This is a genomic window from Agrobacterium sp. P15N1-A (assembly GCF_044626815.1).
Taxonomy (GTDB): Bacteria; Pseudomonadota; Alphaproteobacteria; order Rhizobiales; family Rhizobiaceae; genus Agrobacterium; species Agrobacterium leguminum.
Genome location: NZ_JBIUPF010000005.1, coordinates 108,436 through 124,319 on the forward strand (window position 1 = coordinate 108,436; position 15,884 = coordinate 124,319).

Consider the following 15,884-nt stretch of genomic DNA (forward strand, 5'->3'; position numbering starts at 1 on the left):
CGATATGAGCCTTGAGGGCCTTTCCATCAATTTCGCCACCGTGCGTCAGGGCGGAGACTTCGGCGCAATCGTCGATGCCTGCCTTGCCCACGGCATCACCGCTATCTCGCCCTGGCGCGAACAGGTGCACGGCGTCGGGCTCGCGGAAGCCGCCCGCATTGTCGAACAGAATGGCCTGCGCCTCAGCGGCCATTGCCGGGGCGGTTTTTTCCCCGCCCCCGATGCGGAAGGCCGTCGCCGCGCCATCGAGGATAATAAACGCGCCGTCGATGAAGCGGCCGCCATGAAGGCCGATTGCCTTGTGCTTGTTGTCGGTGGCCTGCCCGCCGGTTCCCGCGATCTGAAAGGCGCGCGGCAGATGGTGGAGGACGGCATGGCCGAACTTCTGCCCTATGCACGGGACGCTGGCGTGCCGCTGGCCATCGAACCGCTTCACCCCTTTTACGCCGCCGAGCGAGCCTGCTTCAACACACTGAAACAGTCGCTCGATCTCTGCGACCGGCTGGGGGCCGGCACCGGTGTCGCCATCGATGTCTACCATGTCTGGTGGGATCCGGAACTGGAGGAGCAGGTGGCGCGCGCCGGCAGGAACGGGCAAATTCTCGCCCACCATATCTGCGACTGGCTGGTGCCGACCACCGATCCCCTCAATGATCGCGGCATGATGGGCGACGGCGTGATTGACCTCAAGGCATTTCGCGCCATGATCGAAGCCGCCGGCTTCCACGGCCCGCAGGAAGTGGAAATCTTTTCGCATCGCTGGCAGGCGCGCCCGATGGACGAGGTCCTCGCCACCGTGGTCGAGCGTTTCAAGACTGTTTGTTGATTATCCGGGAGAGAGACGATGCCTGAAAAGGTGAAACGCAAACGCTATGCGCTGGTCGGCACCGGCAATCGCGGCACCACCATGTGGGGCCGCGAACTTCTGGCCGGCTGGAGCGACTATGTCGAACTGGTCGGCATTTGCGACCTGAACCTGATGCGCGCCGAACGCGCCCGCGCCATGATGGGATCGAACGCGCCGCTTTATGACGATTTCGACCGGATGATGGAGGAGCAGCGACCCGAACTGGTGATCGTCTGCACACCTGACGACACCCATGACGACATCATCATCCGCGCGCTGGAAGGCGGGGCTGATGTCATCAGCGAAAAGCCCATGACCACCACCCCGGAAAAGATCGACCGCATCCGCGCGGCGGAGGCCAAAAGCGGCCGCCGGGTCGATGTGTCCTTCAACTATCGTTTCTCGCCCACCGCCGCCCGCATCAAGGAGCTGATCGACGAAGGCGCAATCGGCACCGTCACCTCGGTCGATTTCCACTGGTATCTCGATAACCAGCACGGTGCGGATTACTTCCGCCGCTGGCACGCCTTCACTGAACATTCCGGCAGCCTGTTCGTGCACAAGGCCACGCACCATTTCGATCTGCTGAACTGGTATCTCGATTCCGATCCCGTGGAAGTGAAGGGCTTCGGGCAATTGCTGCATTATGGCAAGAACGGCCCGTTCCGCGGAACGCGCTGTCGTACCTGTCCGTACAAGGATGAGTGCGATTATTTCATGGATCTCGGCGCCGATCCTTTCCTCGATGCGCTCTATGAAGATCCATCGAGTATTGACGGTTATATGCGCGATGCCTGCGTCTTCCGCGAGGAGATCGACATTCCCGACACGATGAGCGCCTCGATCCGTTATGCCAGCGGCGTGCAGGTCTCCTATTCGCTCAACACCTATATGCCGATCGAGGGCCACCACATCGCCTTCAACGGCCATAAGGGCCGCATCGAGATGCGCCAGTATGAAAAGCAGCCCTGGACGGAGCCGCCGGCCGATGAAATCCTGCTGGTGAAAAGCTTCGGCGGCGGTGTCGAACGCATATGGGTGCCGCATGAGCCCGGCGGCCATTATGGCGGCGACAACCGCATGCGCGACATGATCTTCAAGCCCGGCTCCAACGACCGGCTACGGCAGCGGGCGGGTTCGCGCGCCGGCGCCATGTCCGTTCTGACAGGCGTGGCCGCGCTGAAAAGCGCCCGTGAAGGCGGCACGGCGGCGGTGAAATCACTGCCGGTTTAACCGCCTTCGTCTGCGGCCCATCGGCAGCTGGGCCGCAGACGGCAATGGCCAAAAAAGAACGGACGATATTCCGCAGATTACGCGCTTCTTCCATGCCGGTAAAATGATCGCCGGGGGAAGAAAGAGTGAGTCATGTCCAGTTTTGAATCCTTCGTTCCGCTCATCATCATCGGCGTCAGCCTCGTCGTATTTTTCAAATGGGTCGGGCGAGATATGAACAGGGAAGAGAAAAAGCCGCGTTCCCGCCGCTGACGGCGGAAAAGCGCGCCCGTTAGGCGTGGAAACGGAACCCGCGCCTTTTCCCCAGCGTTTTCCCACCAAAAGGAGGACGCGACATGACGAAGAAAACGAAGCCGAAAACGCTCGACAAAGGACCTTCCAGCCCGAACGACATTCCTCCCGCCGGCCCGCACGCCAAACCGTCCCTCACCGACTATGACAAGACGCCGGGCGCAGGCAGCCTGCCGGATGACGGTGCGAAAGACGTGTCTCCCGGCGGAGGCTAATGCGCGCACGACCAAAGGCCGCGCCGAACCGGGTGCATGTTTGGGCCATCGGGAAATAGTGCCGTGAACCAGATACTTAGCCGATGAGCCGTCGCTCGCCGGTGCTTTTTCCTCCAAGGCCCATTGCAAAATCAAAAATTGCGCCTATATTTTCTTCATCGACCATTGCTTGTGACGTCGTTCTGGAACGCTGTGTTCCCCGTCGGATTTCCTCTCAAATAATCGATCTAATCCCGCAAGGTATCGCGGGAACCACAACGATTCTACGAAAGGAAATCGTTATGAACACTGGTACTGTAAAGTGGTTCAACGCCACCAAGGGCTTCGGCTTCATTCAGCCTGACAATGGCGGCGCGGACGTTTTCGTTCACATTTCCGCTGTTGAGCGCGCTGGCATGCGTTCGCTGAACGACGGCCAGAAGATCAGCTACGAGATCGTCCAGGACCGTCGGTCCGGCAAAAGCTCGGCTGATAACCTTCAGGCAGCTTGATATTTGTCATTTGATCCCGCAGACCACGGATGTACTGGCTGCAGGTTAGAATGATCGTGAGAGGTCGGGTCAAAGCCCGGCCTTTTGTTTTTGGGCCAGGGAAAAGCGCGTCCGCGAAGAAGCGGAAGCCATGCGCCACCGCCGCAAGAGGGCAAAGAAGAAAATTCAGCGCGAAGGGCTGCTGCCCCCCCAAAGAGGTTACGCGCCCCTAGCCGTCCGATACCGCTCTTCCATAAAGGAGAATGCCATGGCCGCGTCAAAGGAAGCTTTTTTCAAACCCGGCAAACTATCCGCACAGGACAGGGCGTCATTGACGGATAACGCCGCAAAGCAGATCATAAACGCGGAGGCTGACCAGCGCGCCCGCAAAACGGAACGCCTTCGCCAGCTTCGCGAAGCGCAGGAAGCGACGATTATCCCCGACGCGCCGGTTTCCGCAAAAAAACGATCCGGCAAGAACTGACTGGCCGGATTTCCAGCATCGCCCGGTCGAACGGGCCTTGAACGGATTGTCTCATTGCCGCTCGAGGCCGCATCAATCCAACAGGAGGAGGACACCATGGCCAAGGGTCAATTGCGCAGCAACAAGGAAATCCGTAAACCGAAGAAGGACAAGACGAAAGCACCTGCTTCGCCGCCCGCCGGTTCGCAGGTCAAATTCGCAAACGCCACGACAGCGGATAGCAAAAAGAAATAGGCGCCAGGCGGGCCGGCAAGTCACGGCGTATAAAAGCATCGCCATCTATGCCGGACTTGTTTTGGCCACATTGCCCATTTATACAACTCTCATGGCAACTGCTGGTGAGCGCGAATGAAATCGACGTTCGCAGTTGTTTTAGTCGCTTCAGACTTTTGACCACGGATGTACTGGCACTGGTGTTGAGAGCGATATGAGGAAGGTCGGTGCAATATTGCCCCGGCCTTTTTTGTTGACTGCGGCAGCGCCTGCTGCGTTGTCCCCGTTAGCGGAATTAGCTTGCCTATTCCCCCTAAACGGCGCAAGCTTCTCCATCGGTAATTAAAGGGCGTTGCCGCCGTCAGGCCTGTTGCACTCCTAGCCCTGTCCCGCCTGTTGCCCGGCGGGCACGATCCTTATTCACGAGACATGCATGACGGACGGGCCGGGAACGGTTTCCCCGACGTCGCCCGCGTTTCAAGGCGTTGAAGCGTCCCCGCACCATCTCCGGATTGAGGCGCGACGCTCCGGCTTTTGTGAACCCCACAAGAAAGGAGGACGTCATGTCTTCCGCATATGAAAATTGCATCATCACATCGCAGGACCTGAAAATGCTCCAGTCGGTGCTGGAAGGTCTCGGTTACGATCGTCACACCATGGATGACGAAGTCATTCTCTACAACAATGCCGCCCGCAAGGTGATCGAGCTTTTTCAGGATGGCTTGACCGACCCTGCCGATATCTCCGAGGAAATGCTGTTCCTGTTCGGCGTTCACAAACATGAACGCGTCAAACCGTGGAAACCGCTGCCGCGTTACGCCATTCAGGGCCTGCCGCCTCTTTACCGGTAATGGACTTGCCGCCCTTTCCGTGGCGGCCTTCAAAATCACCGATGAAAATAACGGCTTGGCAAAAGCCGTATATCAGGCAACACTGAAATTGAGCGTCCCGCGCGCGATCAGGCGTGTCCCGGGAAGTTTGGGTATGGAATGTGCACCCTGTGCGTAGCGGGACCATAACCGGTCTTCGCGAGGCTGGCGTTGTTTCCCATGCCGGTAAGTTTTGCGTCTGCGTGGAGGTGAGTATGACGTATGACTGGAGCGGCCGCAAAATGCGCCGCATGCGAGCGGCGAAACTGACGATCATCAGCCTCGTCGCAGCTTTCGTGCTGACTGCCCCGATTTTCGCCCATTATTGAGGTTTGCAGCCGCAAGGCAGGATCATACCGGCTGGTGGATTTCACTCCGCTTTCTCAACCGGTTCTTCAGCCATTTCTGAACCGGCTGATCGTAATGGACCGTCAGCCACCATGACAGGCACGTCGTGCCGATGAGGAAAACAATACCCGCCGGCAAAGCCAGGTTTTCCCGGTGCACCGCCGGGATCAGAAGCTCCGTCCAGGCCAGAAGCGGAATATGCAGCACATAGACCGCATAGGACGCCGTGCCGAGAAACACCGACACCATTCCCACCCCGCGCCCCGGAACCGTCTTGCTGGCGACGAACAGCAGCAGCGGCCAGACGACGAGGACAACCGCAAGATCGAAGAACGGCCGAAGCTCGCGCGACATGGGCACGGCCAGAATGAAACAGACCAGCAGAAGGCAAAGCGCCGCCTGAAAAGGTTTCAACTGCGGTGCGCGATTGCGGAAACGGTAAATCAGCACGCCGGCAAAAAACGAGAAGAACACCCGCCCCATGCCGGCATACATTTCATGCCAGCGAAAACCGGCATGCAGACGGCCGAACTCGGCGGCGGCCACCATCAGCACAAGGGCGCTGACCGTGAGCACCGCGGCGGTCTGTTTCGTCGTGGCCCGGACGCCGAAGCGGGCGTAAAACGCATTCACCACCAGCTCATTGAAAAGCGACCATGCCGGGCTGACGAGAAACAGCGCACCGTTCAGGGTGAGCGTGAAGGGCGCCGGTAAAAAGAGCAGCCCCGTTACCAGGGCGAAAGCAAGCTCGCCGGGATCGATGCGGCGATGCAGATCGTCGATCGGCGTCGGCAGGCCCAGCACGTAGAGACAGATGAAATAGGCCGCCATCAGAGCCAGCGCCAGCCCATAAAGAGGGTAAAGACGTGCGAAGCGCGCCTTCATGAAAAAGCCTGGCGTAATCGCCCCTTCGGCCAGTTTCCGGCTATAGGCATGCGCGAGCACGAAACCGCTGAGCGCAAAGAACAGATCCACGGCGAGATAGCTCGAAGCCGTGCTTTTCCCGAACAGATCCTCGGCATGGCGGTGGACGATGAAAAGGGCGGCCACGCCCCTTATGCCGTCGAGCAATATGAAGCGTTCCGGGGACGACTGGACCATGGCATGAGGCTCGGTTTGGCTGACGGATTTAAGGTTCACAGGCAACGAGCTTTACCGCGTCGCGGTTCACCGCTGCCAGTCACAAACTGTTTAACGTGGCGACCGTCCCATATTATTATGGAATACTAACGGGTGATCGACACCCTTTCGCGGCTGCGAAAGGCGTGCTACGTCCGGATGTCATCGATCTTCCGAGCCTTTGACTCTGCGCCCTGTCCTTTCGAAATTCAGCTTGATTTCGCTTGGATATCTTCGGCGCAAATTCAGATGGAGCGGAATTAGACGGCAGGCAACTTTCGCGGAGTCTCACCATGTCCACCATTGCAGAACGTATCAGAAAAATCATCGTGGACCAGCTTGGCGCAGACCCTGCCACCATCGTGGACGAGGCCAGTTTTGCTGACGATCTCGGTGCGGATTCGCTCGAGACCGTTCAGATCGTCATGGAAATCGAAGAGGAATTCGGGGTCGAAATTCCAGATTCCGCCGCAAGCACGATCCTGACCGTTGGCGACGCCATCCGCTTCGTCGAAAAAAACAAGGCGTGACCGGCGGGGGGATTTACCCCGCAGACAAAGCTGCGACGGGATCGAGTTTCGACGCGTTGCGCGCCGGCAGATAACCGAAGACAACGCCGATCAGCGTCGAGCAGACGAAGGCGGCGATGATCGACGTCGTGGAATAGACCATGGCGAAATTGCTGCTGAAGGCGGAGAAAAGCGCGCCGAAGCCGAGGCTGCCCAGCACGCCCAGCGTACCGCCGATGATGCAGACGAGCACCGCCTCGATGAGGAACTGCCGCAGAATATCGGTGCGCCGTGCGCCGACCGCCATGCGCACGCCGATTTCCGATACGCGTTCAGACACGGAAACGAGCATGATGTTCATCACGCCGATGCCGCCGACCAGCAGCGAAATCACCGCAATGGCGGCGATCAGAAGGGTCAGCGTCTGCGTGGTGCTGGTGATGGTCTGGCGAATGTCGTCGGTATTGAGAATGTAGAAATCCCGTGTGCCGTGCCGCTGGGTCAGAAGAGTCGTCACCGCCTGCTCGGCGATTGAGGCATCGGTATCGTCACTCACCTGCACCGTGATGCTGCGCAGCGACAGGCTGCCGAGAAAGCGCGACTGGACGGCGGTATAGGGCAGGTAAAGCGACAGGTTCTGGCTTGAGCCGAAACCGCCCTGCTGCGCCTGCGTGACGCCGACGATGCGGGCCGGCACCTTGCCGATGAGAATGACCTGGCCGACAGGACTGCCATCGAAATCCGCAAACAGCGATTTGCGGGTATTTTCGTCGATCACCACTTCCTGCGCCTTCTGCGCGACGCTTCCGCCATCGAAAAAGCGGCCCTGCGACAGCTTGGTGCCCTTGGCGACGAAATAGCGCTCGCTGACGCCGTTCACCAGCGCATTCGCCTCCTTCGCGCCGAAACGCACCGTGCTGGAGGTCGAGACCGTCGGCGTCACCGCCGCGACATAGGATTGCTTGGCAAGCGCTTCGGCATCGGAAACGACGAGCGTGGTGATCTTGCCCGACCTTATGTCGCCGAAATCCTTGCCCGCGAAGATTTCCAGCGTGTTGGTGCCAAGACTCGATATGTTCTGCAGCACCCGCTGCTGCGACCCCTGCCCCAGCGCCACGACGCTGATGACCGAGGCGATGCCGATGATGATGCCGAGCATGGTGAGAAAGGTGCGCAGCTTGTGCGCCCGCATCGACAGAAGCGCCATGCGCAAGGCTTCGCGCAGAGACGAAACGAGACCCGCAAGACCGGAAGCCCCGCCGGAAACGGCAGCGGGTTTGGCATCGTCCTGCGGTACGGGCGTTGCATCCGTCCTGCGGTCGGAAATGATCGTGCCGTCGCTGATTTCGATGATCCGCCCGGCGCGTCTGGCAATCGACATGTCATGGGTAACGATGATGACGGTACGGCCTTCGGCATGCAGCTCGCCGAGGATGCGCAGCACCTCGTCGCCGCTGGCGCTGTCGAGCGCGCCGGTCGGCTCGTCGGCAAGAATGATCTCGGCGTCGTTCATCAGGGCGCGGGCAATGGAAACGCGCTGCTGCTGGCCGCCGGAAAGCTGGCCGGGACGGTGATCGAGGCGTTCCGCCATGCCGAGGCGGCCGAGCAGCCTTGCGGCATTGTGCCTGCGGTCGCCCTGCGTCTTGCCGGCATAGATCGCCGGAATTTCGACATTGCCGAGCGCCGTCAACTCGGCGAGCAGATGGTAGCGCTGGAAGATGAAGCCGAGATTTTCACGCCTGAGCGCCGAAAGCGCGTCGGCATCGAGATTGCCCGTTTCCCGGCCCCTTATGCTGTAGCTACCCGATGTCGGGCGGTCGAGACAGCCGAGAATATTCATCAGCGTCGACTTGCCCGACCCGGACGCGCCGACGATCGCCACCATCTCACCGGCCTCGATGGTGAGGTCGATGTTCTTCAGCACGCTGATCGTGCCTTCGCCGGAGGGATAATCCCGCCGCACGGATTTAAGCGAAATCAGAGGTTCAGCCATGTTTTCAAAGCCCCATTGGCGGGCCGCCCGGCCCCGGCATGGCGTTTGCGGTGGTGTCGGTGGAACGTTCGCCGGTCACCACGCGCTCGTTTTCGGCAAGGCCGGACCGCACTTCCGCCGTGACCTTGTTGTTCAACCCGATTTCGACCTTGCGCTCGGAAACCCTGCCATCGGCGCCTGCCACGCGCACGGCATAGCTGCCGTCGCTGTCCATGCTGCCAAGGGCTGCCGAAGGGACAGTCAGCACATCCTTCGCTTCGCCGAGAACGATATGGACCTCCGCCGTCATATAGGTACGCAGCTTGCCTTCCGGGTTCGGCACTTCGAACACGCCATTATAATAGATCGCCTCGGATGACGACGTGCTGGAAGAGGATGAACTGGAGGATGAAGAGGTCGAGGAACTGAAGCTGGAATCGCTGCGCACCGATTCCGGCGCCGGCTCTATCGAGGCGAGCGTCGCGTCATACCGCTGCTGCGGCTCGCCGAGCACCGTGAAATAGACCGGCAGGTCCGGCTTGACCCGCGTTACATCCGCCTCGGAAATTTCCGTGCGCATCGTCATCCGGTCGAGCTGGCCGAGGATGACGATGGTTGGCGCGGATTGCGTGGCGTTGACGGTCTGCCCTTCCTGGCTGACGATCGACAGAACCGTGCCTTCGATGGGGGCTGTGATCTTGGTATAGCCAAGATTGGCCTCGGCCGTTTCCACCGCGACCTGCGCTTCCTCGATCTGGGCGTCGATGGCTTCGATCTGCGCCTCGGTGACGGCAAGGGCTGCGGTGGCGCTTTCGAAATCGGCGCGGGAGGCGGCGTTCTTCGACACCATCTCCTGCTGACGGGCAAGGCTCTGGCGGTTGAGAAGAAGCGTCGCCTGCTTCTCCACCCGCTGCGCCTTCACGTTCGCCAGGGCCGCCTGCGCCGTGCGCAGACTGTTCGTCTGGGTAACGGAATCGATTTCGGCGATCAGATCGCCCGCCTTGACCGTATCACCGAGCGCCACCCTGACGGCGGTGATGCGGCCGGAGGCCTGCGCGCCGACGGCGACAAGGCGAACGGGTTTCAGCGTTCCCGTCGCCAGCACCGTCTGCTCGATATCGCCGCGCGTCACCGGTGCGGTGATATAGCCGGGTGTGGCCGCCCGCGTATATTGCGAGGACAGCCAGTAGCCGCCCACAGCGAGAGCGACAACCGCCAGCAATGCGCCTGCCTTGCGTGCCGTTTTCATCTTGATGTCCTGTCCAGCCGGTTCACTCGAAGGAAGAAACCGGCGTCATGTCGTGTTTCACGAGGATGAAACCCCTGTCCGCTTCGATCCATTCATAGGCAGAAGCGGATTTTCGCGCCGCCGCCTTGCGGCAGGTGCTGCGAAAACGTCTGGAATCCGTCTTCTCGCGCTGATCCTTCGCGCAGGCGGGCTGACGCCGCTGTTCTTCCTGGCGGGATTTGACCGCCGGCTGTTGCACGGGCTTGTCCTTCGCCACGGCCACCGACCAGGCAAAGCTCAAACCAAAAGCCGTTGCCAGCACCAGATAAAAATATCTCATCATCGTCTTCCTGCTTGAAAATCACGCGGGGGATCGCAGGCGTGCGATCCCCCGGCTCCAGCCGTTGCCGGCTGATTTCCTCCTTTACTGGGGGGCAGATTAAAGGAGGAAACTTCGAAAACTTGCCTCAGCCCCGTTCCGCCTCGGGAACCGGCGGCCTCATGTCGCCACGCGGGGGAGCAAAGCCGCCGCGCTCTGCGGGGCCATGACGCGGGCCGGGAGGCGGAGGCGGCATCAAGGCACGCTCAAGCTCGGCAAGCTTCGTCACCTGCTGCGGCGAAAGCTTCGGTTTCAGCGCCGCAATGGCGTCCTGCAGGGCTTTGGCCTTTTCCGCCTTCTGCGCGATGATGCCTGCCAGCTCCTCTCCCGCAAGACGCGGCTCGGGCTTGGCCTTGCCTTCACCCGGCACTGGCGGCGGCGGATTGCGCTCCGGACCGGGAGAAACGAGATCGATCAGCGCCGTGGTATAGGCGCGCCAGGGACCGAGCTGCTCCGGCGTAACGCCGAGATAGATTTCGGCCGCCGAAAGCTTCGTCGCCAGGCCGAGAACATCCGGGCCGGGCATTCTGCGCATATGCGGCGGCAGCGGCCTTTCATCCGGACCACGATCCGGGCCGATGTCCGGGCCGAGATCGGGATTGGCGGGCGGCGGCGCAGCCTGTTCGGTCGTCCGGGGTGCGGGCGCATTCTCTTCCGCCGCCTGCGCGGCGGCGGAAACGCCCATGGTTGCTGTCGCGATGGCGGCGGCCAGTATCGAGTTTCTCATCTTACCTTCCTTCCGTTTTCCAACATGAAAGGACGATAGGAGCATCGCGTTTCCGGCTTTGGTCCGAATGTTTCCGGGCTGCTTCCGCAAACCGCCTATTTGTAACCGAATGTTGCCAGAACGACCCCGGCAAGCTTTCGTTGCAAAAATCCGCCGTTTCTTTTCAGCGCTTATGTATAGTGGCATCAAAAGGTTGGACGATATGACGACAGTTTCGGTGACACATATATTGATCGTCGATGACGATCCGGAAATACGCACATTGCTCGCGAAATATCTCAGTTCGCAGGGGTTCCGCGTGTCGATGGCCGCCGACAGGCGTGAGTTCGAGGAAAAGATCGCCAGCTCCGATCCCGACCTCATCGTGCTCGACGTGATGCTGCCCGATGGCTCCGGCCTCGATATCTGCCGCGATCTGCAGGGCCGCCGGCCGCGCACGCCGGTCATTCTCCTGACTGCGCTGAAGGAAGATGTCGACCGGATCGTCGGGCTGGAAATCGGCGCCGACGACTATCTCGGCAAACCCTTCAATCCGCGCGAACTGACAGCGCGCATCAAGGCCGTGCTGCGCCGCGCCACACCGCAGGAAGCCCCCCGCCCCTCCTCCGCCGCCTATGGTTTTGCGGATTTCACCGCCGATCCCGAGCAGCGTTCCGTCATCCGCGCCAGCGGTGAAAAGATAGATTTGACGGGAGCGGAATTCGATCTGCTGAAAGTCTTTCTCGACAGGCCCGGCCGGCTGCTTTCCCGCGATCAGCTTCTCGATCTCACGCAGGGCAAGGATCGCGGACCGTTCGACCGCTCCATCGACGTGCTGATGAGCCGCTTGCGCAAGAAGCTGGACGCCGACACCCAGACGCCGATCTTCAAGACCGTGCGCAACGGCGGTTACCAGATGACGGTTCAGGTCAAAACCCTGCCGGTGCAGCGATGAGTTCGCTTAGAAACCGCATCACGGCGCTGATGATCGTCTCCATCATCGCAGTCATCGCGCTTGCGACTTTTGTGGCGGACCGGACATTGCAGCCGCCGCCGCCCGACGCCACCATCGAGCCGCTCGCCCGCAGCCTCGCTTTTGCCGTGACCATGGCCGAGCGTGATCCCTCCCTGCAGCAGCCCGGTTATTTCCAGATCGAACAGAAACCGCCGGAAGGCGATCTCGACGGCATGCTTTCGGAATTTCTGGAAAAGGCGCTCGCCCGCGTCGGAGAGCCGCGCACCGCCATGGTCATCCGCTCGCCGGGAAATCCTGCCCCCGTAGCGGCTATCGCGCTGGAAAAAGGCGGCTGGCTGGTCGCGGAAATCCCGCATATGGGTCCTCCGCCGGGCGGCTGGAAAATTTTCGGCATGTGGATCGGGCTGATCATTCTCGGTAGCGCCGCCGTTTCGATCTTTGCCGCGAGCAAGATCACCCGCCCGCTCGACATGCTGGAAAATGCCGCCGCCAGCATCGGGCCTGACGGTTCGCTGCCGCACCTGCCGGAAACCGGACCGGGCGAAATCCGCGCCACCGCGCGGGCGCTGAACGAACTCGCCACCCGCCTGAAGGCGGCGATGGAAAGCCGCATGCGCCTCGTCGCCGCGGCCGGCCACGATCTCAGAACCCCGATGACCCGCATGCGGCTGAGGGCGGAATTCATCGAGAACGACGAGGAACGGGCCAAATGGCTGGCGGACCTTGAGGAGCTGGACGCCATCGCCGACAGCGCCATTCTTCTGGTTCGGGAAGAAGTCAGCCAGGACAGCGTCAAGACGATCGACATCGGCACGCTTCTCAGCGAAATCGTCTGCGATGTTTCCGATCTCGGTCACGCGGGCGCGCTTGACTTCATCGAGCCGGAAGCCGCCATGACCATCAGGGCGGCCCCGCTGGCGCTCAAGAGAGCCCTGCGCAACCTGATCCTGAACGCCGTTACCCATGGCAAGAAGGCGCATATCGATCTGACCGGAGACGACAGCGAAATCGTCGTGACGATCAGGGATGAAGGCCCCGGCATTCCGCAGGAATTGATCGGGCGGGTTTTCGAACCCTTCTTCCGGGTGGACCTCGCGCGGCGCAAATCAATCCCCGGCGTGGGGCTGGGTCTTGCCATCGCCAAGGAAATCATTGAGCGCTTCGGCGGCACGATCACCATTGCCAACCACAAAAAACAGGGCCTTATCCAGACGGTGATCTTCGCGAGGGCGGCGTGACGTCACGCCGCTGAAACAGCCTGCGCCTGCGGCTTGGCCAGAAGCAGGCTTTCGGCATAAGCCATCATCAGCGGCCCGACGCCCTTGGCATCGTCGGACACCACCGGCTCGGTCAGATAATATTCCGGCGTTCCATCGCGATAATTGCCCTCAAAGCCGCCAAGGCCCGCGACATGCACGATGCCGGTGAGGCGCGTCACGCCCTCTTCATCGGTTTTCAGCCGGGTTTCCAGAAGCGCCTCAAGCGCGCGACGACCCGCCGAAAGGGCGGCATTCGCCTCTTCGCCCTGCACGAGCTTCAACCGCACTGCGTGCAGCAAGGCATAGGCAAACATGGCCGAGGCGGATGTTTCCTCGTAATTGCCCGCAAGGCCCGGATTGTCGAGAACCTGCATCCAGAGCCCCGTCTCGGTCTGCCGTGCGATGATGCCGGCCAGAAGCAACCGCGTCTTGTTGCGAAGCGCCGCCGTCGCGCCGTCATCCGGCAGGATGGCGAGCGCATCCACCAGCGCCATGGCGAGCCAGCCCACCGCGCGCGCCCATATGGCGGGAGACTTGCCGCTTTGCGGATCGGCCCAGCGCTGGCTACGGCTGTCGTCGTAACCATGGGCATAGAGCCCACCGCTATCCTCCGTCGCCGCAAGCGCTGCTGAAAACTGCCGCAGCGCATCGTCGATCAGTTCCGCCCGGCCCGTCGCCTGCGCATATTCGATCTGGAAAGGAAGCCCCATGTAAAGACCGTCCAGCCAGACCTGATGCGGATAACGCTTCTTGTGCCAGTAATTCCCGGATGCGATGCGCGGATGGCTGCGCAGTTGCCCCGCCAGATGCTCCGCCGCAGCGAGGTAACGCGGATCGCCCGTTTCCGCCGCAAGGGGAAAGAGGATACGGCCGGCGAGGATATGGTCGATATTATATTCCTGCGGATCGTAACCGGCGAGCGTGCCGTCTGGCGCTATCTGTGTATCGGCCAGACGGTGCAGATGGTCGTTCCAGCGCGCCTCGTCGGTCGCCTCGAACAGCTGCTGCAGGCCGCGATAAACGCATCCATCCTCATAACACCAGCTTCCGCCCTTGTAATGTTTATAGCGACTGGAGAATTGATCAAAATATTCAGTGGCTTTCATCGGTTTTCTCAATCGGAATCTGATACAATGGAAACGGAAGCGCCGCTCAACAGGGCGGGATTATCGCAGACTATATGCGCCTGCTCGAAAACAATCGCCTCGTGGCGCATGGGACGCACCCGGTCGGCCATGATCGGCGGCGTTGCGATGGCCGAAGGATCGCGCGAGACGATGGTGAGATTGCGGATGGCGATGTTGCGGATGGGCGCTTCGGGAAGGCCGAGAAAAGCGCCGGCCGCATGGGAGAGATTGCGGATTTCGACGTGCTCCACCGTGATGCCGTCGATAAAGGGCGTGCCGCCATCGACCGGCGCCGGATTTCGCGACTGCACCCAGTCGTCATGTCCATCGGCATCGCAATGGTAATGGGCATTGGCGGAAAGCGCGGTCTGCACGCCATCCAGCAGCACCCGGCGCATGGCGATATTGCTGACGGTGCCGCCCCGCCCGCGCCGTGTCTTGAGGCGCAGGCCGCGATCCGTGCCGACCATGTCGCAATCCTCAACCGCCACGTCATGCACACCGCCGGACATTTCCGAACCGATTACCAACCCGCCATGGCCGCGCTGCATCAGGCAATGGCGCACCCGAATGCCGCGCGTTTCCGCGAGATGATCGTCCTCGCCATCGGGGCCGCGCTTTCCCGCCTTCACCGCGATGCAATCGTCGCCGACGGAAAAGCGCACGCCTGATATCGTGACGTTACGGCAGCTTTCCGGGTTGAAACCATCGGTGTTCGGGCTGTCATGCGGTGCGACGATGCTGAGGCCGGCGGCAATCAAGTCTTCGCAGCCCTGCGGATGGATCGTCCAGGAGGCGGCGTTCCGGATGGTGAAACCGAGCAGGTTTGTCTTCCGGCAGGAAACGAGATGCAGGCCGCGCGGCCGGCGCGCGCCGTCGCGGGTTTCTTTCGGCCAGCTCCACCAATCGCCGCTATCGCCCGAACCATCCAGAACGCCCCTGCCCTCGATGACGAGATTATCTGCCGCGATGGCGTGAACCGGTGCGGCAAAACAGGCATCCGGCAAGCCTTCCCAGCTTCCGAGCATACGGCCTGCCTCATCGCGGGCAGGCAGGATCGGCCAGCCCCTGCGGGTGGAGGGCGCACGCAGCACGGCTCCTTCGGCAAGGTGGAAGGTCATGTTGCTTTTGAGACGTACGGGAAAGGCCGTCCAGAGACCGGCCCCGAGACGCAACGTGCCGCCCTGCGGCACCGCAGCCACGGCCCTTTCCAGCGCCTGTGCATTGGCGCGCGCGCGTGTCTCATCATCGAGCGCAACATCCGGCATGAGGGAGAACGCCGCAGCCTCGACAAGCCCGGCACAGGGGGCGGTTCTGAACACAAGCTGTCCGAACCCTTCCGCTTCGAAGACATAGCGCGTATCCGGGAAGAGATCATGCAGCAGCGTCACCACGGTCGCGGTTTCGCCGCGCCGCTCGTCGCCATCCGCCGACGTCAGACGCCATGCCGTTTTGGACGGAAGGAAATATCGAGCGCCGGGCGCGGCAAGACAAAGCGCTGCCGTTCGCGCCGAAGACGCGATGATAAGGGGTTCGTTCATGCTCTTTTCTCGTCTTTGGTGCCTGTCCGGCCAAACCCTTGGCGGACATGCCTCACATCATTCGGCAGCCGGATAGGGAGCCCGCCGCCATGCAGGCG

17 protein-coding genes and 1 pseudogene are annotated in these 15,884 nt (G+C 61.2%); 11 read left to right on the forward strand and 7 right to left on the reverse strand.

The genetic code is table 11. From position 1 onward, the window contains the following. Window positions 1-4: 4 nt before the first annotated feature. From ACIK7D_RS17910 to ACIK7D_RS17945, 8 genes and pseudogenes are all read left to right on the forward strand, one after another. On the forward strand, window positions 5-826 hold the full coding sequence (locus tag ACIK7D_RS17910) for a sugar phosphate isomerase/epimerase (RefSeq protein WP_137454780.1): 822 nt from the start codon (window positions 5-7) through the stop codon (window positions 824-826). An 18-nt stretch (window positions 827-844) separates the two neighbouring features. Further along, window positions 845-2,080, forward strand: coding sequence for a Gfo/Idh/MocA family protein (locus ACIK7D_RS17915; protein WP_137454779.1), 1,236 nt, complete (start codon window positions 845-847; stop codon window positions 2,078-2,080). Between the two features lie 335 nt (window positions 2,081-2,415). Beyond that, the gene (locus ACIK7D_RS17920) at window positions 2,416-2,586 is read left to right on the forward strand and encodes a hypothetical protein (protein ID WP_162936937.1); all 171 of its coding nucleotides are present in this window, start codon (window positions 2,416-2,418) and stop codon (window positions 2,584-2,586) included. Between the two features lie 281 nt (window positions 2,587-2,867). Continuing rightward, window positions 2,868-3,077 carry a cold-shock protein gene (locus ACIK7D_RS17925; RefSeq protein WP_003520191.1) on the forward strand — a complete coding sequence of 70 codons (210 nt, stop codon included), beginning with the start codon at window positions 2,868-2,870 and terminating at the stop codon, window positions 3,075-3,077. 100 nt (window positions 3,078-3,177) lie between these two features. Continuing rightward, window positions 3,178-3,282: pseudogene (locus ACIK7D_RS17930) on the forward strand (30S ribosomal protein S21); the annotation flags it as partial. Between the two features lie 42 nt (window positions 3,283-3,324). Then, entirely contained in the window at window positions 3,325-3,540 is a 216-nt protein-coding gene (locus ACIK7D_RS17935; RefSeq protein ID WP_080821088.1) for a hypothetical protein, read from the forward strand. Between the two features lie 96 nt (window positions 3,541-3,636). Then, entirely contained in the window at window positions 3,637-3,774 is a 138-nt protein-coding gene (locus ACIK7D_RS17940; protein WP_167857128.1) for a hypothetical protein, read from the forward strand. Window positions 3,775-4,316: 542 nt separating this feature from the next. Continuing rightward, the gene (locus ACIK7D_RS17945) at window positions 4,317-4,604 is read left to right on the forward strand and encodes a hypothetical protein (RefSeq protein WP_127757505.1); all 288 of its coding nucleotides are present in this window, start codon (window positions 4,317-4,319) and stop codon (window positions 4,602-4,604) included. Window positions 4,605-4,973: 369 nt separating this feature from the next. On the opposite strand, the gene ACIK7D_RS17950 is transcribed toward ACIK7D_RS17945, so the two are convergent. After that, a complete protein-coding gene (locus ACIK7D_RS17950; protein ID WP_137454778.1) occupies window positions 4,974-6,071 on the reverse strand; it encodes an acyltransferase in 1,098 nt (365 codons plus the stop codon). A 311-nt stretch (window positions 6,072-6,382) separates the two neighbouring features. Between ACIK7D_RS17950 and ACIK7D_RS17955 the strand changes: the two genes are divergently transcribed. After that, complete coding sequence (locus tag ACIK7D_RS17955) at window positions 6,383-6,619, forward strand: acyl carrier protein (protein WP_003520197.1); 237 nt, start codon at window positions 6,383-6,385, stop codon at window positions 6,617-6,619. 13 nt (window positions 6,620-6,632) lie between these two features. On the opposite strand, the gene ACIK7D_RS17960 is transcribed toward ACIK7D_RS17955, so the two are convergent. The 4 genes from ACIK7D_RS17960 to ACIK7D_RS17975 all read right to left on the reverse strand — a co-directional run bounded on the left by ACIK7D_RS17960 (window position 6,633) and on the right by ACIK7D_RS17975 (window position 10,904). Beyond that, window positions 6,633-8,591, reverse strand: coding sequence for a MacB family efflux pump subunit (locus ACIK7D_RS17960; RefSeq protein ID WP_137454777.1), 1,959 nt, complete (start codon window positions 8,589-8,591; stop codon window positions 6,633-6,635). A gap of 4 nt (window positions 8,592-8,595) precedes the next feature. Beyond that, a complete protein-coding gene (locus tag ACIK7D_RS17965) occupies window positions 8,596-9,819 on the reverse strand; it encodes an efflux RND transporter periplasmic adaptor subunit (RefSeq protein ID WP_400156985.1) in 1,224 nt (407 codons plus the stop codon). 22 nt (window positions 9,820-9,841) lie between these two features. Continuing rightward, window positions 9,842-10,138, reverse strand: coding sequence for a hypothetical protein (locus ACIK7D_RS17970; protein ID WP_137454775.1), 297 nt, complete (start codon window positions 10,136-10,138; stop codon window positions 9,842-9,844). A 127-nt stretch (window positions 10,139-10,265) separates the two neighbouring features. Then, the gene (locus tag ACIK7D_RS17975) at window positions 10,266-10,904 is read right to left on the reverse strand and encodes a hypothetical protein (RefSeq protein ID WP_137454774.1); all 639 of its coding nucleotides are present in this window, start codon (window positions 10,902-10,904) and stop codon (window positions 10,266-10,268) included. Window positions 10,905-11,106: 202 nt separating this feature from the next. Here ACIK7D_RS17975 and ACIK7D_RS17980 point away from each other — a divergent pair, with 202 nt between their 5' ends. Next, window positions 11,107-11,838, forward strand: a complete 732-nt coding sequence (locus ACIK7D_RS17980) for a response regulator (RefSeq protein WP_205529919.1) — start codon at window positions 11,107-11,109, stop codon at window positions 11,836-11,838. Further along, complete coding sequence (locus ACIK7D_RS17985; RefSeq protein ID WP_137454773.1) at window positions 11,835-13,097, forward strand: ATP-binding protein; 1,263 nt, start codon at window positions 11,835-11,837, stop codon at window positions 13,095-13,097. The genes ACIK7D_RS17980 and ACIK7D_RS17985 overlap by 4 nt, the downstream gene beginning before the upstream one ends. A gap of 2 nt (window positions 13,098-13,099) precedes the next feature. Here the strand turns inward: ACIK7D_RS17985 and ACIK7D_RS17990 are convergent, their stop codons facing one another. Continuing rightward, window positions 13,100-14,224 (reverse strand): glycoside hydrolase family 105 protein, encoded by a 1,125-nt coding sequence (locus ACIK7D_RS17990; RefSeq protein WP_137454772.1) that lies wholly within the window; start codon window positions 14,222-14,224, stop codon window positions 13,100-13,102. Between the two features lie 8 nt (window positions 14,225-14,232). Continuing rightward, window positions 14,233-15,786, reverse strand: a complete 1,554-nt coding sequence (locus ACIK7D_RS17995) for a glycoside hydrolase family 28 protein (RefSeq protein WP_137454771.1) — start codon at window positions 15,784-15,786, stop codon at window positions 14,233-14,235. Window positions 15,787-15,884 lie beyond the last annotated feature (98 nt).

Coding starts and splice junctions, on each gene's coding strand:
- ACIK7D_RS17910 (WP_137454780.1), top strand. CDS start 5: ATGAGCCTTGAGGGCCTTTCCATCAATTTCGCCACCGTGCGTCAGGGC.
- ACIK7D_RS17915 (WP_137454779.1), top strand. CDS start 845: ATGCCTGAAAAGGTGAAACGCAAACGCTATGCGCTGGTCGGCACCGGC.
- ACIK7D_RS17920 (WP_162936937.1), top strand. CDS start 2,416: ATGACGAAGAAAACGAAGCCGAAAACGCTCGACAAAGGACCTTCCAGC.
- ACIK7D_RS17925 (WP_003520191.1), top strand. CDS start 2,868: ATGAACACTGGTACTGTAAAGTGGTTCAACGCCACCAAGGGCTTCGGC.
- ACIK7D_RS17935 (WP_080821088.1), top strand. CDS start 3,325: ATGGCCGCGTCAAAGGAAGCTTTTTTCAAACCCGGCAAACTATCCGCA.
- ACIK7D_RS17940 (WP_167857128.1), top strand. CDS start 3,637: ATGGCCAAGGGTCAATTGCGCAGCAACAAGGAAATCCGTAAACCGAAG.
- ACIK7D_RS17945 (WP_127757505.1), top strand. CDS start 4,317: ATGTCTTCCGCATATGAAAATTGCATCATCACATCGCAGGACCTGAAA.
- ACIK7D_RS17950 (WP_137454778.1), bottom strand. CDS start 6,071: ATGGTCCAGTCGTCCCCGGAACGCTTCATATTGCTCGACGGCATAAGG.
- ACIK7D_RS17955 (WP_003520197.1), top strand. CDS start 6,383: ATGTCCACCATTGCAGAACGTATCAGAAAAATCATCGTGGACCAGCTT.
- ACIK7D_RS17960 (WP_137454777.1), bottom strand. CDS start 8,591: ATGGCTGAACCTCTGATTTCGCTTAAATCCGTGCGGCGGGATTATCCC.
- ACIK7D_RS17965 (WP_400156985.1), bottom strand. CDS start 9,819: ATGAAAACGGCACGCAAGGCAGGCGCATTGCTGGCGGTTGTCGCTCTC.
- ACIK7D_RS17970 (WP_137454775.1), bottom strand. CDS start 10,138: ATGAGATATTTTTATCTGGTGCTGGCAACGGCTTTTGGTTTGAGCTTT.
- ACIK7D_RS17975 (WP_137454774.1), bottom strand. CDS start 10,904: ATGAGAAACTCGATACTGGCCGCCGCCATCGCGACAGCAACCATGGGC.
- ACIK7D_RS17980 (WP_205529919.1), top strand. CDS start 11,107: ATGACGACAGTTTCGGTGACACATATATTGATCGTCGATGACGATCCG.
- ACIK7D_RS17985 (WP_137454773.1), top strand. CDS start 11,835: ATGAGTTCGCTTAGAAACCGCATCACGGCGCTGATGATCGTCTCCATC.
- ACIK7D_RS17990 (WP_137454772.1), bottom strand. CDS start 14,224: ATGAAAGCCACTGAATATTTTGATCAATTCTCCAGTCGCTATAAACAT.
- ACIK7D_RS17995 (WP_137454771.1), bottom strand. CDS start 15,786: ATGAACGAACCCCTTATCATCGCGTCTTCGGCGCGAACGGCAGCGCTT.